Annotated in this window: 18 protein-coding genes and 1 pseudogene; 15 read left to right on the top strand and 4 right to left on the bottom strand. The window is 58.7% G+C overall.

The window, feature by feature from the left end; all coding sequences use genetic code 11:
• Positions 1-64: 64 nt before the first annotated feature.
• From V7660_RS05000 to V7660_RS04980, 5 genes are all read left to right on the top strand, one after another.
• Entirely contained in the window at positions 65-1,327 is a 1,263-nt protein-coding gene (locus V7660_RS05000) for a cytochrome P450 (protein WP_335602023.1), read from the top strand.
• Between the two features lie 29 nt (positions 1,328-1,356).
• Positions 1,357-1,683: a 2Fe-2S iron-sulfur cluster-binding protein gene (locus V7660_RS04995; protein ID WP_034827898.1), complete on the top strand. Its 327-nt coding sequence runs from the start codon at positions 1,357-1,359 to the stop codon at positions 1,681-1,683.
• Between the two features lie 67 nt (positions 1,684-1,750).
• The gene (locus V7660_RS04990; protein ID WP_335602022.1) at positions 1,751-2,962 is read left to right on the top strand and encodes an acyl-CoA dehydrogenase family protein; all 1,212 of its coding nucleotides are present in this window, start codon (positions 1,751-1,753) and stop codon (positions 2,960-2,962) included.
• Positions 2,963-2,980: 18 nt separating this feature from the next.
• A complete protein-coding gene (locus V7660_RS04985) occupies positions 2,981-4,051 on the top strand; it encodes an acyl-CoA dehydrogenase family protein (RefSeq protein WP_335602021.1) in 1,071 nt (356 codons plus the stop codon).
• 606 nt (positions 4,052-4,657) lie between these two features.
• Positions 4,658-4,870, top strand: coding sequence for a transposase (locus V7660_RS04980; RefSeq protein WP_335602020.1), 213 nt, complete (start codon positions 4,658-4,660; stop codon positions 4,868-4,870).
• Here V7660_RS04980 and V7660_RS17230 read toward each other — a convergent pair.
• Positions 4,813-5,283, bottom strand: a complete 471-nt coding sequence (locus tag V7660_RS17230) for an amidase family protein (protein ID WP_442910026.1) — start codon at positions 5,281-5,283, stop codon at positions 4,813-4,815. The genes V7660_RS04980 and V7660_RS17230 overlap by 58 nt on opposite strands.
• A gap of 173 nt (positions 5,284-5,456) precedes the next feature.
• Positions 5,457-6,281: pseudogene (locus tag V7660_RS17225) on the bottom strand (amidase); the annotation flags it as partial.
• Between the two features lie 530 nt (positions 6,282-6,811).
• On the opposite strand from V7660_RS17225, the gene V7660_RS04970 reads away from it, so the two are divergent.
• On the top strand, positions 6,812-7,834 hold the full coding sequence (locus V7660_RS04970) for an IS110 family transposase (protein WP_335602018.1): 1,023 nt from the start codon (positions 6,812-6,814) through the stop codon (positions 7,832-7,834).
• A 512-nt stretch (positions 7,835-8,346) separates the two neighbouring features.
• On the opposite strand, the gene V7660_RS04965 is transcribed toward V7660_RS04970, so the two are convergent.
• On the bottom strand, positions 8,347-9,378 hold the full coding sequence (locus tag V7660_RS04965; RefSeq protein ID WP_335602017.1) for an IS110 family transposase: 1,032 nt from the start codon (positions 9,376-9,378) through the stop codon (positions 8,347-8,349).
• A gap of 269 nt (positions 9,379-9,647) precedes the next feature.
• Here V7660_RS04965 and V7660_RS04960 point away from each other — a divergent pair, with 269 nt between their 5' ends.
• A complete protein-coding gene (locus V7660_RS04960) occupies positions 9,648-10,463 on the top strand; it encodes a DNA -binding domain-containing protein (RefSeq protein WP_335602016.1) in 816 nt (271 codons plus the stop codon).
• A gap of 321 nt (positions 10,464-10,784) precedes the next feature.
• Here V7660_RS04960 and V7660_RS04955 read toward each other — a convergent pair whose 3' ends face one another.
• Entirely contained in the window at positions 10,785-11,219 is a 435-nt protein-coding gene (locus V7660_RS04955; RefSeq protein WP_335602015.1) for a GNAT family acetyltransferase, read from the bottom strand.
• Positions 11,220-11,508: 289 nt separating this feature from the next.
• Here V7660_RS04955 and V7660_RS04950 point away from each other — a divergent pair, with 289 nt between their 5' ends.
• The 8 genes from V7660_RS04950 (at position 11,509) to V7660_RS04915 (ending at position 19,968) form a co-directional block, all read left to right on the top strand.
• Positions 11,509-12,075, top strand: a complete 567-nt coding sequence (locus tag V7660_RS04950; RefSeq protein WP_335602014.1) for an antirestriction protein ArdA — start codon at positions 11,509-11,511, stop codon at positions 12,073-12,075.
• 2 nt (positions 12,076-12,077) lie between these two features.
• Positions 12,078-12,554, top strand: a complete 477-nt coding sequence (locus tag V7660_RS04945) for a hypothetical protein (protein ID WP_335602013.1) — start codon at positions 12,078-12,080, stop codon at positions 12,552-12,554.
• Positions 12,551-14,569: a ParB/RepB/Spo0J family partition protein gene (locus V7660_RS04940; protein WP_335602012.1), complete on the top strand. Its 2,019-nt coding sequence runs from the start codon at positions 12,551-12,553 to the stop codon at positions 14,567-14,569. The genes V7660_RS04945 and V7660_RS04940 overlap by 4 nt, the downstream gene beginning before the upstream one ends.
• A 455-nt stretch (positions 14,570-15,024) precedes the next feature.
• Entirely contained in the window at positions 15,025-15,348 is a 324-nt protein-coding gene (locus V7660_RS04935; protein WP_335602011.1) for a DUF736 domain-containing protein, read from the top strand.
• Positions 15,349-15,592: 244 nt separating this feature from the next.
• Positions 15,593-15,808: a helix-turn-helix domain-containing protein gene (locus V7660_RS04930; protein WP_335602010.1), complete on the top strand. Its 216-nt coding sequence runs from the start codon at positions 15,593-15,595 to the stop codon at positions 15,806-15,808.
• An 81-nt stretch (positions 15,809-15,889) separates the two neighbouring features.
• The gene (locus tag V7660_RS04925) at positions 15,890-16,630 is read left to right on the top strand and encodes a S26 family signal peptidase (RefSeq protein ID WP_335602009.1); all 741 of its coding nucleotides are present in this window, start codon (positions 15,890-15,892) and stop codon (positions 16,628-16,630) included.
• A complete protein-coding gene (locus tag V7660_RS04920) occupies positions 16,627-18,531 on the top strand; it encodes a DUF3363 domain-containing protein (protein ID WP_335602008.1) in 1,905 nt (634 codons plus the stop codon). Before V7660_RS04925 ends, V7660_RS04920 begins: the two co-directional genes overlap by 4 nt.
• Before the next feature lie 309 nt (positions 18,532-18,840).
• Positions 18,841-19,968, top strand: coding sequence for a hypothetical protein (locus V7660_RS04915; RefSeq protein ID WP_335602007.1), 1,128 nt, complete (start codon positions 18,841-18,843; stop codon positions 19,966-19,968).

The following is a 19,968-nucleotide window of genomic DNA, read 5'->3' as shown; positions in this document are numbered from 1 at the left end:
CCTGCAAATTCCCTACCTATCCGCAAACGAGGTGAGTCTGCTTGCTAGACATGGAGGACAAGACATGAGCATCGACACGATGGAGCTGGATACTGCCGAAAAAATCGCGGCCATCCCGATCGACGAAATCGATGTCTCTCGGCCGAGCCTTTTTCAGCAGGACACGATCGGCCTGTTCTTCGACCGGCTGCGCAAGGAGGAGCCAGTCCATTACTGCCGTGAAAGCCATGTCGGACCCTTCTGGTCGATCACCAAGTTCGACGACATCATGGCCGTCGATACCAACCACAAAGTCTTTTCATCGGAGGCAAAGCTCGGCGGTATCGCCATCCAGGACATGCATAGTGTGGAAGGCGCGCTCGAACTTGAAATGTTCATCGCCATGGATCCTCCAAAGCACGACCAGCAACGCAAGGCCGTCACCCCCGCTGTGGCGCCGTCCAACTTGCTGTTGCTCGAACCGACAATCCGCGAACGAGCGTGTCAGATTCTCGATGATCTACCGATCGGCGAGGAATTTGATTGGGTTGACAAGGTCTCGATCGAATTGACCACGATGACCCTTGCCACCCTGTTCGATTTTCCGTGGGAAGAACGCCGCAAGCTCACCCGCTGGTCCGATGTCACCACCGCTGCTCCTGAAACCGGCATCGTCGCATCGTACGAAGCGAGGCGCGAAGAGCTCATCGAGTGCGCGATGTATTTCAAGGGCCTGTGGGATCAGCGCGTCAATGAACCGCCGAGGAACGACCTGATTTCCATAATGGCGCATTCCCCCGCGACAAAGGATATGCCTTTCCTCGAATTTCTGGGCAACCTCCTGCTGCTGATCGTGGGTGGCAATGACACCACGCGCAATTCAATCAGCGGCGGTGTGCTCGCCCTCAATCAGAACCCCACCGAATATCGCAAACTGAATGACGACCCATCGTTGATTGCCAGCATGGTGCCGGAAATCATCCGCTGGCAAACGCCGCTGACTCACATGCGCCGCACTGCGCTTCAGGATTGGGAGATCGGCGGCAAACAGATCAAGAAGGGCGACAAGGTCGTGATGTGGTACCTGTCGGGCAACCGCGACGAAACGGTTATCGACCAGGCCGACCGGTTCATCATTGACCGCAAGAATCCGCGCCATCACCTGTCATTCGGCTATGGCATCCATCGCTGCATGGGCAACAGGCTGGCAGAACTGCAGTTGCGGATCATCTGGGAAGAGATTCACAAGCGATTCGCCAAGGTCGAAGTGACCGGCGAACCCGAGCGCCTGTATTCAACCCTTGTGCGTGGGATCACCAAGCTGCCGGTGCGGCTGCACGCCCGCTGATTTACTAAGGCAGAAATACGGAGTTTATGATGGTCAAAGTGACGTTCGTATCCAGCGATGGAACGCGGCGGGAAGTCGAAATTGCTGAGGGCGAAACAGCGCGCGAAGCGGCGCTTTTCAACGGCGTGCCGGGCATCGACGGCGATTGTGGCGGGGCCTGCGCCTGTGCGACCTGTCATGTCCATGTCGACCCAACCTGGATCGACAAGGTTGGTCGCCTGAAGGAAGGCGAAGCGGAGGCCGAACTCCTGCAATTTGCAGAAGGGGCCAGCGAATACAGTCGCCTCGCCTGCCAGATACCCATGGAAGCTGCGATGGAAGGTTTGGTTTTGCACGTTCCTGCGCAGCAGTACTGACCAGCCAGAGCGCGCCCTTGTCGGCCGCGAGGGGTGCCACGAATTTGATTTTTGAACGGAGGTTTCCGTGCCAACACAACTAGAATCCAATGTCCAGACGAGCGAAGACGCATTTCGCACCGAAGTGCGGCAATTCCTCGCCACCAATTTCCCTGACGAACTAAGGGGCACGGGCAATATGATGGCCGGGCTCGACGGTCCGACCGACGAGAACCCTGTCCAGAAGAAATGGCGAGAAGCCGTGGGCGGGCGTGGTTGGGGTACACCAGCCTGGCCCAAGGAATATGGCGGGGGCGGACTGACCAAAGGCCAGGCCAGGATCATCGAGCATGAGTTCACCAAGGTCGGCTCCTACAATCCGATCGGCGGAATGGGTGTGATGATGTTCGGCCCGACCCTGCTCGAATACGGCGACGAAAGGCAGAAGCTGGAGCATATCCCGCCAATCTGCCGTGGCGAAATTCGCTGGTGCCAGGGCTACTCGGAGCCGAATGCCGGATCAGACCTCGCAAACCTGCAGACCTTCGCGGTCGACAAGGGTGATCACTACCTCATTAACGGCCAGAAGACCTGGACCAGCGGTGGCCAGTGGGCTGACAAGTGCTTTGCCATCGTCCGCACCGACCGGTCAGACAAACACAAAGGTATCAGCTTCATGCTGATCGACATGGACGCACCAGGCGTTGAAGTCCGCCCGATCACAATGATCAGCGGAACCAGCCCGTTCTGCGAGACCTTCTTCACCGATGTGAAGGTGCCGAAGGAAAATCTCGTGGGCAAGGAAGGCCAGGGCTGGACTATCGGCAAGCGCCTGCTTCAGCACGAGCGCACGAACATTTCGGGCGGAGGGCGCCTCGCCGGCATGATGGGCCAGAGCCTTGGCGATATCGCCAAGAAATACTGCGAAACCGGCGGTGATGGCGCGCTCGTCAACAAGGTCCTGCGCGACAAGATCGCCGATCTTGAGATCCGCTGGAACAGCTTCCTGCTCACCGCGCATCGTGCGGTCGAGGAAAGCAAAGCGCAAGGCGGCGTTTCAGAGATCAGTTCGGTTCTGAAAAAGCTCGGCACCAAGCTGGCCCAGGACCGCAGCGAGTTGCTGATCGAAATCCGCGGCCTTCAGGGCCTCGGCTGGGAAGGCGACGAGTTTGGCGATGACGAACTTGAGGATGTGCGCGGCTGGCTCTTCGGCAAGGCAGCGACGATCTATGGCGGTTCGACCGAAGTCCAGAACAACATCATTGCCAAGCGGGTGCTTGGCATGCTCGACCACCAGTAAGCGACGGGAGCAAGGACAATGGCAGTTCTCAGCGAAGAACAGGAAATGCTGCGCAACATGGCGCGCGACTGGGCGACTAAGGAAAGCCCGGTGGCGGAGTTCCGCAAAGTCCGCGCAGCAGGCCAACCGCAGGCCTACAACGCTGACGCCTATGCCGCGATGGCCGAAATGGGCTGGGCCGGGATCATCATTCCCGAGGCCCATGGTGGATCAGATTTCGGTTTCTTGTCGGCCGGCCTCGTGGTCGAGGAACTCGGCAAAACGCTCACCGCAAGTCCGCTGGTGGCCACAACCATCGCGGCGAGCGCAATTCTGCTCGGCGGAAGCGACGAGCAGAAGGCCAAATGGCTTCCCAGGCTTGCCAGCGGCGAAACCGTGGCAACGCTGGCTGTCGAGGAAGGAACTCATTGCGATCCCTCCGCAATCGAGACCAGCTTTTCGGGCGGCAAGTTGACCGGCAAGAAGGCATTCGTGCACGAGGCGCATGGTGCCAGCCTCTTCGTGGTCGCAGCCAAAGACGGCCTATACCTGGTCGAAAAGGGCGATGGCGTTTCACTGACCACGCGCAAGCTCACCGATCAGCGCAGCCACGCCGATATCCAATTCGCTGGCGCTGCCGCCGAGAAGCTCGAGGGCGGAGGCGACAGTCTGCTTGGCGACGTGCTCGACCGGGCGCGCGTGCTTTCCGCTGCCGAAATGCTCGGCATGGCGCAAGCTGTGTTCGACACGACCCTCGACTATCTGAAGCAGCGCGTGCAGTTTAATCAGGTGCTCGCCACTTTCCAGGCGCTGCAACATCGCATGGCGGATCTGTTCGCCGACCTCGCGCAGATGCGCTCCGCGGTCGAGGCGGGCTTACAGGCAGTCGACAGCGGTTTTGGAGTCGCGCGTGCAGCGACCATCACCAAGGCCGAGGCAAATCGCGTACTGCACGCGATCAGCAACCAGGGCATACAGCTCCATGGCGGCATCGGCATGACCGACGAATATGACGTCGGCTTTTACCTGAAGCGCGCACGCGTGCTCGAGGCGAGCTTCGGCTCGACGACTTGGCTTAAGGATCGATACGCCGCTTTGTCCGGTTACTGACCACGAGTGAAGTCCTCCCGGGTCGCATGCTGGGCCTTAGCACATGATTTTGTGATTGGGGTCGTATTTCGCGTCCCCGGGGATGGTGAGTATGTTCTTGTCCATGCAGCAAGCATGCCCGCAGTAATGATGGCTGCAAGCCTGCAAGCGAAGCGCCGACTATGTGCGGCCGCGTCCTCCCACCTGCTACGCGTTCACCAATTACAATAAAGTCTCTCGCGATAGCGTCGAGAGAATAATTGATGTACCCCAAGGAATGTAGACGCCCTGCGGCTTCATTGTCCTGCCACTTCGAACTCGGCAGCCGACAAGGCCCATCCTGAAATGGCGGGTCCGTGGGTAGTCAGCATACTCCAGAAAAAACCCGCAAGATTTGCAACTGTTGTAACTGCCAACAAAGCAGCCCGGATCTTTTGAGCCATGCTTTCCCGCAATGAGCCCTTCAGGGCAACGGCCAAAGCCTGAACTTCTGAGAAAACACATAGCCACAAAAGACTTGTTAGGACGATGAATAGTAATGACAATCCTGCTCTGCTCCCAACAAACTGGATCGTTTTGGGTTAGAGTTTCCGGTATTCTGGAACCTGGCTGGGTGGAGACGACACGATGCGAGCATCGAAGTTCACGGACGCGCAAAAGGCGTTCATCATCAAGCAGGGTGAAGCCGGGATTCCTGCGGCGGAGATCTGCCGCAAGGCGGGGATCAGTCAGGCGACATTCTTCAATTGGAAAAAGCGTATGTTGTTTGAAGGACGCATAGATCAATCGCTTGTCCTGACAGCATCGCGCGTAAGGGCCGGATACCCCTTCGGCGGCTGACGATGCAATGTCTTAGCTTCATAGCCTGCGCTCAAGGCAAGCAAAACATCTTCAGCCCAAGGACGAGCCAGGAATTGAATGCCCATGGGGAGCCCGTCTGTTTGCCAGCCCATCGGAACGGTTGCGGAAGACAGTCCAGTCGCAGGAGAAACCTTCTGACTGTTGTCGCCGCCATAGGCTTCGTTGGCCCAAGCAATGGGAGCGGGCGGCTGAAGCCAGGTTGGATAGACAATTGCGTCGAGCTGTGCAGCATCAAGCGCGGCAACGACATCCTTGCGGAAAGCCTGGCGGCCTGGATGCTGATCAAGGTCGGGACAGGGTGGACTCCAGTCACGTGGTGGCTCATTTGCAGGGAAATCCGCGAAGTATTCAAGTGAATCCCGAACCCGCGGATCCTTGCCATATGCTCCCAATGCCAGAATGTCGGCCAAGTTGAACGGAACATCCCGCCGAACCTGGCGGAAAGGTAGACCTGCAAGTCATACCCAAAGCGAGGGCAGAAATTGTCGGCCTCTTGATGTGCTGTGAAGTTGTCGATGGCGACCGGATCGACGATCACTGCTCCGGCCTTTTCCATATCCCGCAGAGCGGCGTTGAACAGGGAGAGAATCTCCGGATCAGTATCCTCCGGTTTGACGAGGGCGCGCAGGACACCGATTCTGCGCCCCGTCAACCCTTCCGGGTCTACTGCTTCTAGATAATCAACTCCGGTGGGGCGTCCAGGATCGAGCGAATAGGAATCCGCGGAATCGACAGCAGCCATGGCGGTAAGCAATCTCGCGCCGTCGGCGACCGTACGCGTGAGAGGTCCGGCTATATCGCGATCGAAGACAAGTGGGACAATTCCCATTCGACTGACGAGCCCAAGTGTTGGGCGTAACCCGAATAACGACAGATGCGACGCTGGCCCACGAATCGAATTTCCAGTATCAGTTCCAATGCCGAGAACCGCGAAACTCGCCGCGATACCCGAAGCCGTTCCCCCGCTGGAACCAGCCGGCACACGGTCCAGTGCATACGCATTGGCTGTACGGCCAAATGAGCAACTCAGGGTCTGTCTCGGACTGAAGGCCCATTCCGCCATGTTTGTCTTAGCAATAATGATAGCCCCCCGGGCACTAAGTTGTTCAATAATGAATGCGTCACGCGAGGACGGGTGACCTTTCAGCATCGATGACCCTCCCGTCGTCTCGAGTCCGACAGTGTCGATGTTGTCCTTCACGAGCAGTGGTCCGCTAAACACCGGGCCTATCAGTTCGCCCCGTGAAATCCGTTCATCAAGAATTGCCGCCTCATCCAATGCGTCCGGATTGAGCACAGTAATAGCGTTCAATCCGCTCGCTTTGTCGAATACCTGTATCCGATCCTGATACGCAGATACGACCTCGACACAAGTTGTCTTCCCCTGCACGATAGCGGATTGGATATCGGACACCGTCGCTTCGACGATAAAGGCATCAACTTTGAATGCGCCGTGCTCTGAAACTGTTGCACAGCACGTTAGAAAAAAGCCAGCACGACAGGCGACAGACTGTTTGGGATTGAGCCTCCGCTTTTCATGAATATCCCTTCTTCTGCAGGTCTCGCCTGATACTGTCCGACGTCACCAAAGATGACAACTCGACATCGATGACGAAAATCAAAATTTGATCTTGTTCAAAGTACGATGATGCTCGGGCTGAGACAATTATCTGAAGCGATATGGCCGCCAGGGTATTGTCAAAGTAACTATGTCAGATCGTATTTCTTCGCGCTGTCATTTGAACTTGGGGCGAACAAGCCATTGACAACTACAGCGCGAACGAAACTGATCGGAAACCCACAATGTTTTCAGAGTAGAAAATTCGTTTCCTTTGATGGGGTGGACGGCCCCTCCCACCGGCATCGTGATGTGCCATGCTGACGCTGTCATGGAGCCAACAAGAAGAGGAACCGTCCACCATGCCTATTACCACACTCGGGATTGATCTGGCCAAGTCTGTTTTCCAGCTACACGGCGTCGATCAGGCTGGCAGGATCATCATAAGGAAGAAGCTACGCCGGAATGCTGTTCTTGATTTCCTTCGCGGCCTTGAGTCATGTCTTGTCGGCATGGAAGCATGCGCCTCTGCACACTACTGGGCTCGGGAGATAACTGCGCTCGGACATGAGGTGAAGCTGATGCCGCCAGCCTATGTGAAGCCCTATGTCAAACGCCAGAAGAACGACATAGCAGATGCCGAGGCGATCTGCGAAGCGGTGACCCGGCCCACCATGCGCTTCGTTCCGGTCAAAAGCGCGGACCGGCAGGCGGTGTTGATGCTTCACAGAACGCGGGATCTTCTGATGCGCCAGCGCACCATGCTGCTCAATGCTGTCCGGGGCCATCTTGCCGGGTTCGGCATCATTGCTCCCCAGGGAGCGCGCAAAGCGCTGGAAATGATCGACCAGCTACGGGAGTCAGAGCACCCCGCGCTTCCCGGGATCGCCCGATCTGTTGTGTTGAGCCTCGGCACACAACTTGACGAACTCGCCCGTGATATCCACGCGATGGAACGTCGGTTGCTTGCCTGGCACCGGCAGGACGCCGCCAGCCAGAGACTGGAAACGATCCCCGGTGTCGGCATCATCACTGCAACCGCATTGGCGGCCGGTATACCCGATCCCTCCGTGTTCAGATCCGGCCGCCAGTTCGTTGCCTTCCACGGGCTGACACCAAGGCAGAACTCTTCTGGCGGCAAGGAACGTCTCGGACGTATTTCGAAGATGGGCGATGGCTATCTGCGGCGCTTGCTCGTGGTGGGCGCCACTTCCGTCATCCGCCGGGCGGAGACCAACCCGTCTGCAACCGGGGCATGGGTCCGATCGCTCCTCACCCGTAAGCCGACACGGGTCGCCACCGTTGCCATGGCCAACAGGAGTGCGCGGATCGCATGGGCGGTGCTCGCCCGGGAGGTAACCTACACCTCGCCTGCGATGGCATAGGAAACACCATCCGCGGCGGTCTCCAGCCGTCGCCGTCAGACTGTAAGGGCAAAGTACGTGATGATGAGCTGAACAAGGGACCGCAGCCAGGACAACCCGTGGCATTGTCAGGGCACCTCAGTCCGCTCCTTTGAGAGGGACCTGGCTTGCGGACTTCATCAGGGCCAGCGGCCATGCATGCCGCGCAAACAGGCCGGACACATGACCGCACCCCTCAGATCATCAATTTATCGAACTTTGTGCTTGCAGAACCGGGGCCGTTCTCTAATCGCACCTCCTGTGTCAAGCTGATTGTTCCGGATAGCTTGCTCGTCGGGTCATGGTTCTCTCCGCGGTCGGCCGTGCCGCCGCAACATCTGGTTCGAAGCTCAGGCGCTGCAATGTCCACAACGGGTTCGCGAGATATAAATCCTGCGACCCAGGACCCTCATACGCAGTCAGCCTTCACCTTCGCCCCTCCGGGCAAACGTACCATTCAGGTCACGACCTGAATGAATCCGTTCAAAGAAAGTTTAGGTTGCAGGTGCTGGCTCGCTCCAGCGGAAGGGCTCGCCGGAACGCCATATACTGTGAAGGATCACTGCGAATTTGCGTGCAAGCGCGACACGCGCCTTACCGGGACCGGATCGTCTGGCCAGGGCCTGAGCCCAGTCTCTCAATCCGCAGGAGCGCCTGACCCGGCTCAGAATGACATTTGCCGCTTCATAGAGAAGTGTACGGGCGAGCGTGTCGCCACATCTCGAGATGCGGCCACTTCGATCGATCTCGCCGGACTGATACTGCCTCGGCGTCAACCCAAGATGTGCGCCAACCGACCTGGACCGGGCGAAACGTTCCGGCGCCTCAATCGTGCTGACAAAGGCGAGCACGGACAGCACGCCAATCCCGGGTACGCCCATCAACAACCGGCAGACCGGATCTGCTTTGACCCTTGCGCGCACGGCCTCGTCGAAAACGGCGATCTGCTCTCGCAGTTGCCGCCAGGCGACGAACATAGGACGCACAATCATCGCCACATCCGGTCGGTCGGCCAGCACTTGTTCGACCCGGCGGTCAAACCGCAGGCCGCGCATCGCGCCGGGCAATAGGCCGAATGTCTTGAGCACACCGCGGATGTGGTTCGACATCCTGGTCGTCATCCCGACGAGCTGCATCCGCGCACCAAGCAGGGCGCGAGCCCGATGGGCGTCGAATGACTTCACATGCACGGCCCGGTACCAGCCCGTGCGCATGATGTGCACCAGTCCTTCTGCATCGTTCTGATCTGTCTTGTTGATCTGCATCCTCAGAGCGGCGCGCGCATGCCGCGCATCGAGGCAGACTATGTCGAGCCCTTGGCCGCGCAACTCATGAACCAGCCAGGGTGTCATGGCACCGGTCTCGATGCCGATCCGGGCATCCTCCCCGGCGTGACGGCGCACAGTCTGTGCAATCTCGTCCGGCACCGTGCCGCACTGGCCGCGCCAGATCCTCGCTCCACTGGCGTCTACGACGCAGATAACGGTCGTCTTCTGCGACACGTCCAGACCCACAAAATAGCTCATGATGACCTCCGATGGCTAAAATCACCGGACTTCTCTGCCCGGGACCGCAGCACTATACAGGCCTCTCAGAGCCGAGCCGCGATTACCCGATGTCCACACATGACAAGGCCCACCGCCAAATACTGCGCCTTTTGCAGGGAATAATTCTCGCAAGGCGAACTGTTGCGAAGAAGAAACCGAACCCTTACGGGCACAAAATTCGGATATACTTCTCCTTTGAATTGCAATTGGCATGTCTTCTGCATTCCCCTGACACGGGAGGCTGATCCATGCTTGTTCGCACGATAGAAGACCTGAGCGATATGCTCGTTAGGTATAATTACACCGCCAATCTCTCTCGCGGGAACTGGGCCTGGGAATTCGCGAGGCGAAATCCTGCCCTCAGGGACGACGCGTACACCGTACTACCTCAGCTGGAAACCGGTACGGCTTGTCACGACATCAAGCTTTTGAAACTGATCGAGCAGGACCTCGCGGCCGAAGCTTGGGGGCTCCTGTACTTTCCAGATCCCGACCAGACAGCGCTTTCAACAGACGTTTTCTGGTCCGATCAGACATTCCCTCGCAAAATAGCAGTACATGTACGCGACCGGGCGCCCGGCGAGACTGACCAAATCTTCGAGAAGGGCACACGCCTGTGCAGAATAGTGCATCTGACCGATGCTGCCGGTCGGGAGCATTTTCTCGTCAAAGGCGCAAACTGCTCTATCCAGATCCGCTGTAGCGGCAAGTCGCTGCTGTGCGGCGAGCCCGTGAAGATGGAGTTTTCCGTTTCTGGTTTCGATTGTCCTGACGAATATATCGAGACGCTCAAACGGGCCCACCGCGTCTATGATGCCGAAGCGACGTCGCCGATATGGTCACGCAAGGGACTTGGCTACCGCAACGCCTTGATCGCGCTTGATGCCCTTGAGGCTGGCATGACCTATCGCGAAACGGCGATGATCTTCTATGGCGAGACCCGCGTCATGAAGGACTGGGCCGGACCATCCAGCGCCATGAAGTCGGAAATGGCCCGCCTCCTCGCCAAAGGCCAGCGGCTGCGTGACGGCGGATATCGCGAACTGCTTGAAGAAAACCTCTAACGTCTACCACCCAGCCGCAGCCGCCCCGAATGAACACCCGCGTCCATGCGCGTGATGAAACGGGTCATCGACCGTCTGTACAAGGCGTCGGCGGATGACCTGAAGGCATCGCCCCTCCCCCGCCCGCTGACGCGGGGCTGTGCGGGCGGCGAGAGCCCTCAACCGCTTCCCAGTCGTCTGACCGGCCCGGCTCGTCTCCGGTCACGCGTCCTCCCGTCCGGGAGGCCACGCGCCGCGGGGGCTCGCCGGCGGGGGCCGCGTTGCATGCTTCCCACTGGCCTTGCGGCCAGAGGGGTCATGGACGCGTGGCATCGCGAAGCCTCATTCGGCCTCGGGCGATGGCTTGAGCCATTTGCCGAGCACAGTGACATCCTGGCCTTCATATCCGAGGGCCCGGTAGAAGGCAGTCGCGGCCTCGTTCCCGCCGCGCACCATCAGCTGCACTTTGGGCGCGCCGCGGGCCGTCAGCCAAAGCTCAGCCTCGGCCATCATTTCGCGCCCGTGGCCTCGGGCATAGCGGTCGGGGTGGACAGCCAGGTAGTAGACCCAGCCGCGATGTCCGTCATGACCGACCATGACGCTGGCGACGACCGCGTCATCCACCGTGCCGATAAGGATCGTGGCATCGCGCGAGACCTGGATCCGGTCGATATCGGTATTGGGATCGTTCCACGGCCGGGTCAGCGCACACGTCTCCCAAAGCGCAATCAATGCTGCGCGATCTGCTTCCCGGAAGTCTCGTATGTGCAAGGCCATGATGCACGTGTCTGGAGGGATTCGTGTCCACGGCACCAGCCTGCCTGTTTGGCGCTTGCAGGCGTGGACAAGCTTTCCCTGCAGCCGTGAGGGGGCGGACGGCGCGTCTGCCCGAGCGCGGCCCGCGCGCAAGGCGCCGGTGACCAGGTGCCGTCTGGCACTAACGCAATCTCTTACCTTTCCGCCTTGCCCCCGGCCCTCATACGCCCGGGCGCCCGCACCTCTCGTCCGCCCCCTCCCGCCTGCCGGGAAAGGTGCGCGGGCGAGGATTCATTTTTGCGAGGCTGACATGACCCTTTCACCTGAGACACCTGCCCCCCTTGGAACAGATACCGGACCGGATTTGCGGGAGACACAACGCATCTATGTCGCCTGTCTTGCCGCCTACAATAATGGGCATCTGCATGGGGCCTGGATCGAGGCGACCTCGCCGGATGAGGTCAGGGACAAGGTCCGCGCCATGCTGGCGGCGTCGCCGGAGCCAGACGGGGATGAATGGTCGATCCATGATTATGAAGGGTTCGAAGGCTGCACGATTTCTGAATATGCGAGCTTCGAGACTGTCTGCGACCTTGCAGAATTCATCAGCGAGCATGGACCGCTTGGCGCCAAACTCTACCGCGAATTCGGCGACGACCTTGAGCAGGCGCGCGCAGCGTTCGAGGATTATGCGGGCGAATATCGCAGCGCCGCAGACTTTGCCGAGGAAGTGACGCGCGACAGCGGGACGGAGATTCCGGCCTCGCTCGATTACTATATCGACTGGACCGGGCTTGCCCGTGACATGGCCATGAATGGCGAGATCAGAGTGTTCCAGACGGGCTTTGATGAAGTCCACATTTTCTGGAGCCGATAGCCATGGCGTTCCGGGAGAGATTTGACCGCTATATCTGCGAAGGCGACAGCATTGCCTGCGAGATAGACGGACTTCGCGTCACCGCGCGGATCGTCCGGGATGACTGTCCCGACGCGCCGGATAAGCGCCAGGACGGATTCTGGCCATCGCTCTATATCAATGATCCGGGATTCATCGGACCCGGAAACAATTTCCGCGAGCGGCTGGCGAAGGCACAAGCCGAGGCCGAAGCCGTCATGGACGCGTGGCGCAAGGGTGAATGGTTCTATTGCGGGATCGTGCTCACGATTGAATGCGAAGGCGTGGAACTGGACTCAACACAAGCCAGCCTCTGGGGCATAGAGGCCAACTATCCGGGGTCGGACAATGCCTATCTGAGTGAGGTCGCGGGCGAATTGCTCCCGAACGCCTTGGCAGCAGGCCGCGCAGCCCTGACGCGGCTGATGGCGTCTGCGCCTGCACAGGCGTCACGGGGATGAGCGCACTGGAGCATATTCTCGGACCACGTCCGCGCCTGACACTCGTCGTTGAGGCGTCCCGCGTTGTTGAAATCTGGGTCGATGGCCGCGCGCCGCTGATTGCCCTGAATGACTATGACTGGGGCGAAACCGACAGGCACGCGGTGCGCGACGCAGAAGGTTTCCCCTTCACCCCGATCAACTGGAAAGGCCCGGCTTGGGCGCTTGGCCTTTCGCTTTACCCGCCAGAACAGGAGGACCATCCCATGGCACAGCCCGCACTGAAAACGATCCCCATCGAGCAATTGCATATCAGCAAGCTCAACATGCGGCACAGCCGCAAGGCGCCTGACGTTTCAGACATCCTGCCGTCGATCCGGGAGAAGGGTATCCGCCAGACGCTTCTGGTTCGCCCCGAAGGGGGCGGCTATGGCGTTGTTGCCGGACGGCGGCGCTTCCATGCCTTGCAGGTCCTTGCCGCAGAGACCGGCAAATCGATCGCCGTTCCGTGCGCGATCATGGAAGCGGATGACGACGCCGCCGCCGTGGAAGCCTCACTCATCGAGAATGTCGCCCGCCTGCCCGCCACGGAAATGGAGCAGTACACTGCGTTCGGAAAGCTGGCGCAGACAGGCCGGACGGTGGATGAGATTGCCGGGCACTTCGGGGTCACGGACCTGAAGGTCCGCCGCATCCTCGCCCTCGCCAATCTTTCCGCCCCGATCCGGTCGCTCTATGCCAGGGACGAGATCGACCCGGAAACGATCCGGGCGCTCACGCTCGCCACGAAGGATCAGCAGGCCGAGTGGCTCGCGCTGTTCAGGAGCGAGACCGAGCGCGCGCCGATGGGCCGGGCCTGCAAGGCATGGATCACAGGCGGTGCTACGATAACCACCGACAAGGCGCTGTTTGATCTGGCGACCTATGAAGGCAAAGTGGCTGCTGACCTGTTCGGAGAGTCAGGCGTTTTCGCAGATGCCGACATGTTCTGGAAAGCCCAGTCTGCAGCGCTGGCAGCCAAGGTTGAGAGTTACGTTGACGCCGGATGGTGCGACGTGCAGGTGCTCGAACGGGGCAAGTATTTTGCCAGCTGGGAGCATGTGAAGCGGCCCCGCACCAAGGGGGGCAGCGTGATCATCGAGGTCCGGCATGATGGCAGTGTGACATTCCATGAGGGGTACATCACGCAGGCCGAGGCCCGGAAACAGGATAAGCGCTCGAGGCCGGGCGGCGATACGGAAGCAGCGGATACCAAGCCTGAAATGTCCGGGCCGCTCGCGCAATACATTGGTCTGCACCGTCATGGCACAGCCCGCGCGACATTGCTGGGTCACTCTGCAATCGCCCTCCGGCTAATGGCGGCGCATGCCTTGGTCGGATCGGCGCTTTGGAATGTGAGACGACACGACTTCCTTGCCCGGAAGGAGGCCATTCAGGCCAGCGTGGATTGCTCCCGTGCCACTGCTGAGATGACCACAGCCGGAGACCATGTGCGCAGTCTGTTTGAAGCCCACGGCGTGTCATCCCTACGCGCGAATGGGGACGCCCATCACCTAAGCCAAGTCTTTGCAGCCCTGCTCGGAATGGATGATACAGAAACCCTCAACGTACTTGCCTTTGTGATGGCTGACACGATGGAAGCGGGTGGTCCGATTGTGGAAGCCGTTGCCGTCGCCACCGAAACCGACATGACCGCCTACTGGAAACCGGAACCTGTCTTCTTTGATCTCGTCCGCGACAAACGCGCCATCAATGCCATGGTGGCAGACATTGCGTCTCCATCTGTAGCAAAAGCGGCCCTCACCGATACGGGTAAGGCGCAAAAGGACCTGATCTGGAACCGGATCGCAGGCGAAGAGTGCGAGGCCAATCCCGACTGGCGTCCCGGTTGGATGCAGGTGCCGCCGACGCGCCTTGTTGAGGGTGCGGGGTCGCCGCCAGCGGATGCGTGGACAAGGATTGCCAGCCTGTTCACGTCGGTCGAGGACGAAACCTCTCCCGAAAATCAGCCTGTCGCAGAGCGGGACGCCGCCTGACAGATTCCGGTCTCCCAGTCCGTGGAAGCGGGAGCCGTCCGGCAGTATGTCGGGCGGCTTTTCTGCATGCCTCCAGCGGATGAACCGGCACACGCAGGGTTCAGATCAGGGCCGATGCGCCCCGAAAATTCGCCCGTCTGTGGGTGTCGCATGGTCTCCAGATGCAATTGCCAAAGCGGCCTGTTCCGCCTCTCCGCTTACCCCCGAAAGACACAATGTTCCCGTCTATTGCCGTGTGACCTGGACGACGCGAAACGGCCCTGAAACCGGACAATCCCACGAATTTCCCCGCCGCTCTGCGGCTCCTCGCGAGACAAATTCGCTTGGCCTGTCCGGTGCTCCGCTCCGCTGCGCCCTTGCAGGTTCAGACCCGCTCCGCGCCATCCGGGCGGTCCGGCGTCGACGGGGACAAGCTGTCCCTCGAAGACAGCCACGGAAACGAAAAGGAGACCCCCATGGCAAACGCACTCGGATATGTCAGCGAAACCAAATCCGGCTTCGAAGGCGCCCTCGCAATGATGATCCTCAGCGCCACTATCCGCATCGAAAAGAACGCGGAAAAAGCCGAAGAGGCCCAGCCGGACTACCGTATCTTCGCCGGCGAGACCTCGACCGAAATCGGCGGCGGCTGGATGCGCAAGGCAAAGTCTTCCGGCCGCGAATACGTTTCGCTGACCCTCGCAGACCCGCAGATCGGCCCGCGCCGGATCTACGCGAACCTCGCACCGGTCAAGGGCAAGAAAGGCCGGCATGTGATCCTCTGGAACCCGAAGGACTAGGATCCAAACACATCGCCAGACTGGCCGCTCCGGAGATCATTCCGGGGCGGCTTCTGGCATGTCCACATCGCTCGATAGAAGGGCGTGTATATCCTCTGGAAGCCATGCGCTGTGCGCATGGTTAAGTGGGGTATCGCCTCACAGCCGCATATCTTCGTGACTCCCAATTAGAAGTTTATTTTGTTTTCTCGAAACTGTTGAAGCCGCCACGTTGATCTGTGCCCGGCAAGACGGGGTACGGGGAATGAACGAGGCAAAAGGACGTCCAAGTCCTTTCCTGACGACAAAAGAAGCGGCGGCTTATCTGCGCATCACGGTACGTACGATGGAGAACTGGCGCTGGTCGAACAATGGACCGCAATACCGAAAGCATGGCGGAACTGTAGTCTACCATGTGGATGACCTGAATGACTATTCGACCGTGTGGAATCGCGCGCGGGGATCAGGAAATGGTGGGTGAATTCTGGACACTGAAGACGGATATCGTCGCATTCTCGATGGGTAAGAGAACGTCTTTTTCGAGCTCTGGGCGGGACGAATTATGAGCTTTCGCACAGCATTCTGGAGCGGTATTTCTGTGATTGGAGTGGCATTGATTGGCCTTCCGGCGACCGGAATATTGCCGTCCATTTTACTCTACAATCCGAGCGAAAGTGCTCCGCTTGGATGGTACCGTGTTGAGCCTATGGAGGTGATTTCGCGGGGTGATCTGGTTGTTTCGAACCTGCCGGATGCGGCTTCGAAACTCGCGATCAAGAGGCGTTATCTTGCGTCAGGCATCCCTGTGATCAAGACCGTCCGGGCGCTCGACGGTGACACGGTTTGTGCGGTCGACGGTGTCTTATTCATCAATGGCACGCCAACTGTCCGCCTGCTATCGGAAGATAGCATGGGACGCGCCCTGCCGTCTCCCTGGACGGCCTGCAGGCAGCTTCAAGCAGGAGAGGTTCTGCTCCTTTCTGATCGCACACCGGATTCCTTTGACGGGCGATATATCGGTGCGGTCAGGGAGGGCGACATCATTGGCCGGGCCGTATGGATGGGCGATGCTCAGAAACAACATACAGAGGCGTCTATTGGGAAATTTGGGAGAAGATCGGAATGCAAGATAAAAGCTCGTGGAGCCAAAGAGGGGCTACCGCCTTGTCTGCACATCGATTTTTATGGCTCCATGTCCCAGGACACAGCTCTGCGGTCAGATGCAATTCGCAATGGCGACAACAGATTGGCATGGTTCCATGCCCATAATGAGGCCCGTTTTCCCCCGGATCGGCCCAAATGAGCACGCTGCCGGACAATCCGTTCACGCCGAGACTTGGCAGGATTCGCTCGGCTGGTTCAGGGGGACGTGCCAAGACCTATCTGACGCGGATGACGAAGGCGCTGTCTTCAGCCGGCGGCGTCCGCAGGACTGCCCTGCCCGCCCGACCGCGTATCGGGCCGCGCGGTGGGCGGAGGCGCGTGATCGTGAAGGCGCGGATCGTACGGATGTCGGTGTCGAGCGTGGCGGCCCTCGCCGCGCATATCGGTTACATCCGCCGCGACGCAGCCCTTGAGGAGAAAGATCGCGGGAAGCTGTTTGATGCCCTGAGCGAAGATGCCAACGCGTCGGATTTCGTCAAATCCATTACCGAAGACCGGCATCATTTCCGGTTCATCGTCTCGCCCGAGGAAGGCGCCGAAATGGCCGATCTCAAACCCTTCGTTCGCGACCTGGTTTCGCAGATGGAAACCGATCTTGGTACGCGGCTCGAATGGGTTGGCGCAGTGCACTACGATACGGGTCGGCCGCATGCGCACTTGGTCATCCGGGGGCGGCGCGAGGATGGGGCTGATCTTGTGATGCCGCGGGCGTATATTTCGCATGAAATCCGGGAACGCGCCGAGGACCTGGTAACCCTTGAGCTTGGCCCGGAAACCCGGCTTGAGCAGGAGCGCAAACTTCAATCAGATATCGCTACCGAACGCGTCACAAAGATCGACCATTTTATCGCCCGGCAAGTCGGTCCCGAACATGAGTTTCGATTGAAGGATAGTCCCTCACAGTATCGCACTCTGCATGCCGCGCGGCTAAGAACATTGGAGCGGATCGGGCTCGCCCAGAAACTCGGTGCCGGACGCTGGCAGATGCGGGAGAATTTCCGAGAGGTTCTGCGGGGGCTTTCCGAGCGACACGACATCATCAAGACGATGAATCGCGCGCTCGCCGGGCGCAGCGACCGACGTTTCGATACCGATGTGATTTTTGACAAGTCTGATCCGGACGGTCGGAGCGTGACGGGTGCTGTCTTGCAGACGGGTCTGACGGGTGAAGCGCATGATCGCGCCTATGCGATCATCGACGGCATGGATGGGCGAGCTGTGTTTGTGGAGCTGGGTGTCGCGGGCGAGGTCGAGGAAGTAAAGCGCGGGGCGATTGTGACGGTGGCCCCGCCGAACTTTGAACCGAAACCATCGGACCTCACGATAGACCGGATCGCGCGGGCAAATGATGGAGTCTATTTTGCGGGGCTGCACCAGACCGATGATCCGCGGTCCAGTCCGGAATTTATCGCGACCCATGTGCGAAGGTTGGAAGCATTGCGGCGCGCCGGTCATGTCGAGCGGACGGCCGATGCCGACTGGAAAATTCCACCGGACTATCTGGATCGCGCGAGAGCGTATGAGCGGGTACAAGCGCGGTTCAGGTCCGCGCAATTACTGGTGCGCTCGGAGCTGGGCCTGAGAGAGCAGGAAACGGCGCTCGGCGTGACGTGGCTGGACGAGGCGCCTCCCCCCTCCGGCGTGCCGCTCGGATTTGGGAGAGAGGTGGCTGAGGCGCAGGTGAAACGGCGCGCATTTCTGGCGGGGATTGGAATGAAGGTGGAGACAGACGCAGGGCTTTCAGCAGCACAGAAGACCGAGCTGTTGAGGCGAGATCTCGCGCAAGCCGGCCGGACGCTAAGCGGAGAGATCGGGAAGCCTTATTCGCCGGCACCAGATCGGGGTCATGTAGGTGGTACTTATCGCGAGCCGGTGTTCCGGGTGAGCGGGAAATTCGCGGTCATCGAGCGGCAGCGGGATTTTACGATTGTGCCGTGGCGACAGGTGCTGGAACAGCGGCGCGGGATGGCTGTGTCGGGTGTTGTGCGAGGGGGTCGGATATCGTGGACGCTCGGGCGTGGGATTGGAATGGAAGATTGATCATGAAAGCAGCCATTAGCACTTAGGCTTAATCGTTCAATGAGCAGATGAAATCGGTCCACAAGTGACGTTCTGACTGTGAATTGCACCCAGGAGGAAGAATATGCGAGTAGCAAACAGCGATGCTGACGAGATGGCTGATTTCAGAGATGAGCTTTGAGAAATAGTTCGTCCCGTTACCTCCGATTTCAAAGGGAGTTACAAGATTTCACCGAGAGCCATCTCAATGCGCGCGGATATGTTGAGAAGTCACACTCTGCACATTACATTGAGCGACAGTCAGCAAGAAAAATAAAGAAGCACCAAGCTATGTTCGTTGAACGCAAGAAAAATGAGACCACCGGAACTATTGAGCTGTGGCAGGCCCAATGGAAACCGGGGCCACCTGCCAAAAAGATCTTTGTAAAAAAGATATGCGATGATGGGGACGTTCAAGTCGTCCACAATGACGCAATGGCGGAAAAGATTGCAGTCTGTTGGGCCGATGACCGCACAATGGGTAATATAGCCGTGTCATCACCAGAGCTTTTGGGCATCTTCAAAGACAAGCAAGGTACAGATGCAATTCTACCGTGCGAGTTTGTAGCGGCCGGCAAATTTCGTAATGGGCAAATGCGCCTTTGGTGTCGGACACACCAAAAACACTGGGGCATCAAAGCTGACCACGCATCATTGGAAAAGACCGGAGAAATGCACTGCGCTAACCACGTGCAAGGGATGAATTACGTCGTCGATCCCTTTACACTGGATGCAAGTGAATTTCAGGAAGTCGGCATCTGGTGCTCACTCCCAGCAGCCTTAGCTTCTGAGCCCATCCCCACTAGAAAGCCACGAATTCATGTTCATTGCCGTCCCCAAAAGGGCGGGATGAAAAGCATAGACATGGACTTTCCAGCCATTTCGTTCAGATACGATTCAAAGATGCATCTCTTTAGCTCGGCTGAGATATCTCAGGTAAACATCACACCGCCTGCTGCTTATGAGTTCGTCAAAGGGCTTGAGGACGGCAAAGTTATGGATTGCATAAATTGTAGCACATGTGGATTTCCACATCTCGATATGGGCAGCTTCGCTGAAACGCCTCATCGAAAGCATTTCTGCGCGGCATGCGGAAGAGACAGCACATGGAGCTCTGAACCTATTGTATCCACACCATTGAAAACACTGCACGACGAATTGATGAACAATACCGAGGCAATAATACCCGATCGGGAACTTGATCTAGATCAGTATGCAGATACATGCCGCTTCCGCGTCTGGGCCTCAACTCCGGCGATTGTCTGGACGGCTGCGAGGCCACAAGAAGTCGGTATTCATGTCCATGTTGAGCGAGATGGTGAGCGGATCGAGGACAACACATTTTCCAAAGTCATCTTCAAAGGCAAAGAGCTTGATCGCAGAGACTTGTTCCGATTGATGTTGGAGCGGGGTGCTTGA

It is taken from the genome of Hyphomonas sp. (genome assembly GCF_036964145.1).
GTDB lineage: Bacteria > Pseudomonadota > Alphaproteobacteria > Caulobacterales > Hyphomonadaceae > Hyphomonas.
The sequence above is the reverse complement of the archived record's forward strand: the minus strand, read 5'-3'. Positions and strand labels throughout refer to the sequence as shown.

Coding starts and splice junctions, on each gene's coding strand:
- V7660_RS05000 (WP_335602023.1), top strand. CDS start 65: ATGAGCATCGACACGATGGAGCTGGATACTGCCGAAAAAATCGCGGCC.
- V7660_RS04995 (WP_034827898.1), top strand. CDS start 1,357: ATGGTCAAAGTGACGTTCGTATCCAGCGATGGAACGCGGCGGGAAGTC.
- V7660_RS04985 (WP_335602021.1), top strand. CDS start 2,981: ATGGCAGTTCTCAGCGAAGAACAGGAAATGCTGCGCAACATGGCGCGC.
- V7660_RS04980 (WP_335602020.1), top strand. CDS start 4,658: ATGCGAGCATCGAAGTTCACGGACGCGCAAAAGGCGTTCATCATCAAG.
- V7660_RS04970 (WP_335602018.1), top strand. CDS start 6,812: ATGCCTATTACCACACTCGGGATTGATCTGGCCAAGTCTGTTTTCCAG.
- V7660_RS04965 (WP_335602017.1), bottom strand. CDS start 9,378: ATGAGCTATTTTGTGGGTCTGGACGTGTCGCAGAAGACGACCGTTATC.
- V7660_RS04960 (WP_335602016.1), top strand. CDS start 9,648: ATGCTTGTTCGCACGATAGAAGACCTGAGCGATATGCTCGTTAGGTAT.
- V7660_RS04955 (WP_335602015.1), bottom strand. CDS start 11,219: ATGGCCTTGCACATACGAGACTTCCGGGAAGCAGATCGCGCAGCATTG.
- V7660_RS04950 (WP_335602014.1), top strand. CDS start 11,509: ATGACCCTTTCACCTGAGACACCTGCCCCCCTTGGAACAGATACCGGA.
- V7660_RS04945 (WP_335602013.1), top strand. CDS start 12,078: ATGGCGTTCCGGGAGAGATTTGACCGCTATATCTGCGAAGGCGACAGC.
- V7660_RS04940 (WP_335602012.1), top strand. CDS start 12,551: ATGAGCGCACTGGAGCATATTCTCGGACCACGTCCGCGCCTGACACTC.
- V7660_RS04935 (WP_335602011.1), top strand. CDS start 15,025: ATGGCAAACGCACTCGGATATGTCAGCGAAACCAAATCCGGCTTCGAA.
- V7660_RS04930 (WP_335602010.1), top strand. CDS start 15,593: ATGAACGAGGCAAAAGGACGTCCAAGTCCTTTCCTGACGACAAAAGAA.
- V7660_RS04925 (WP_335602009.1), top strand. CDS start 15,890: ATGAGCTTTCGCACAGCATTCTGGAGCGGTATTTCTGTGATTGGAGTG.
- V7660_RS04920 (WP_335602008.1), top strand. CDS start 16,627: ATGAGCACGCTGCCGGACAATCCGTTCACGCCGAGACTTGGCAGGATT.
- V7660_RS04915 (WP_335602007.1), top strand. CDS start 18,841: ATGTTCGTTGAACGCAAGAAAAATGAGACCACCGGAACTATTGAGCTG.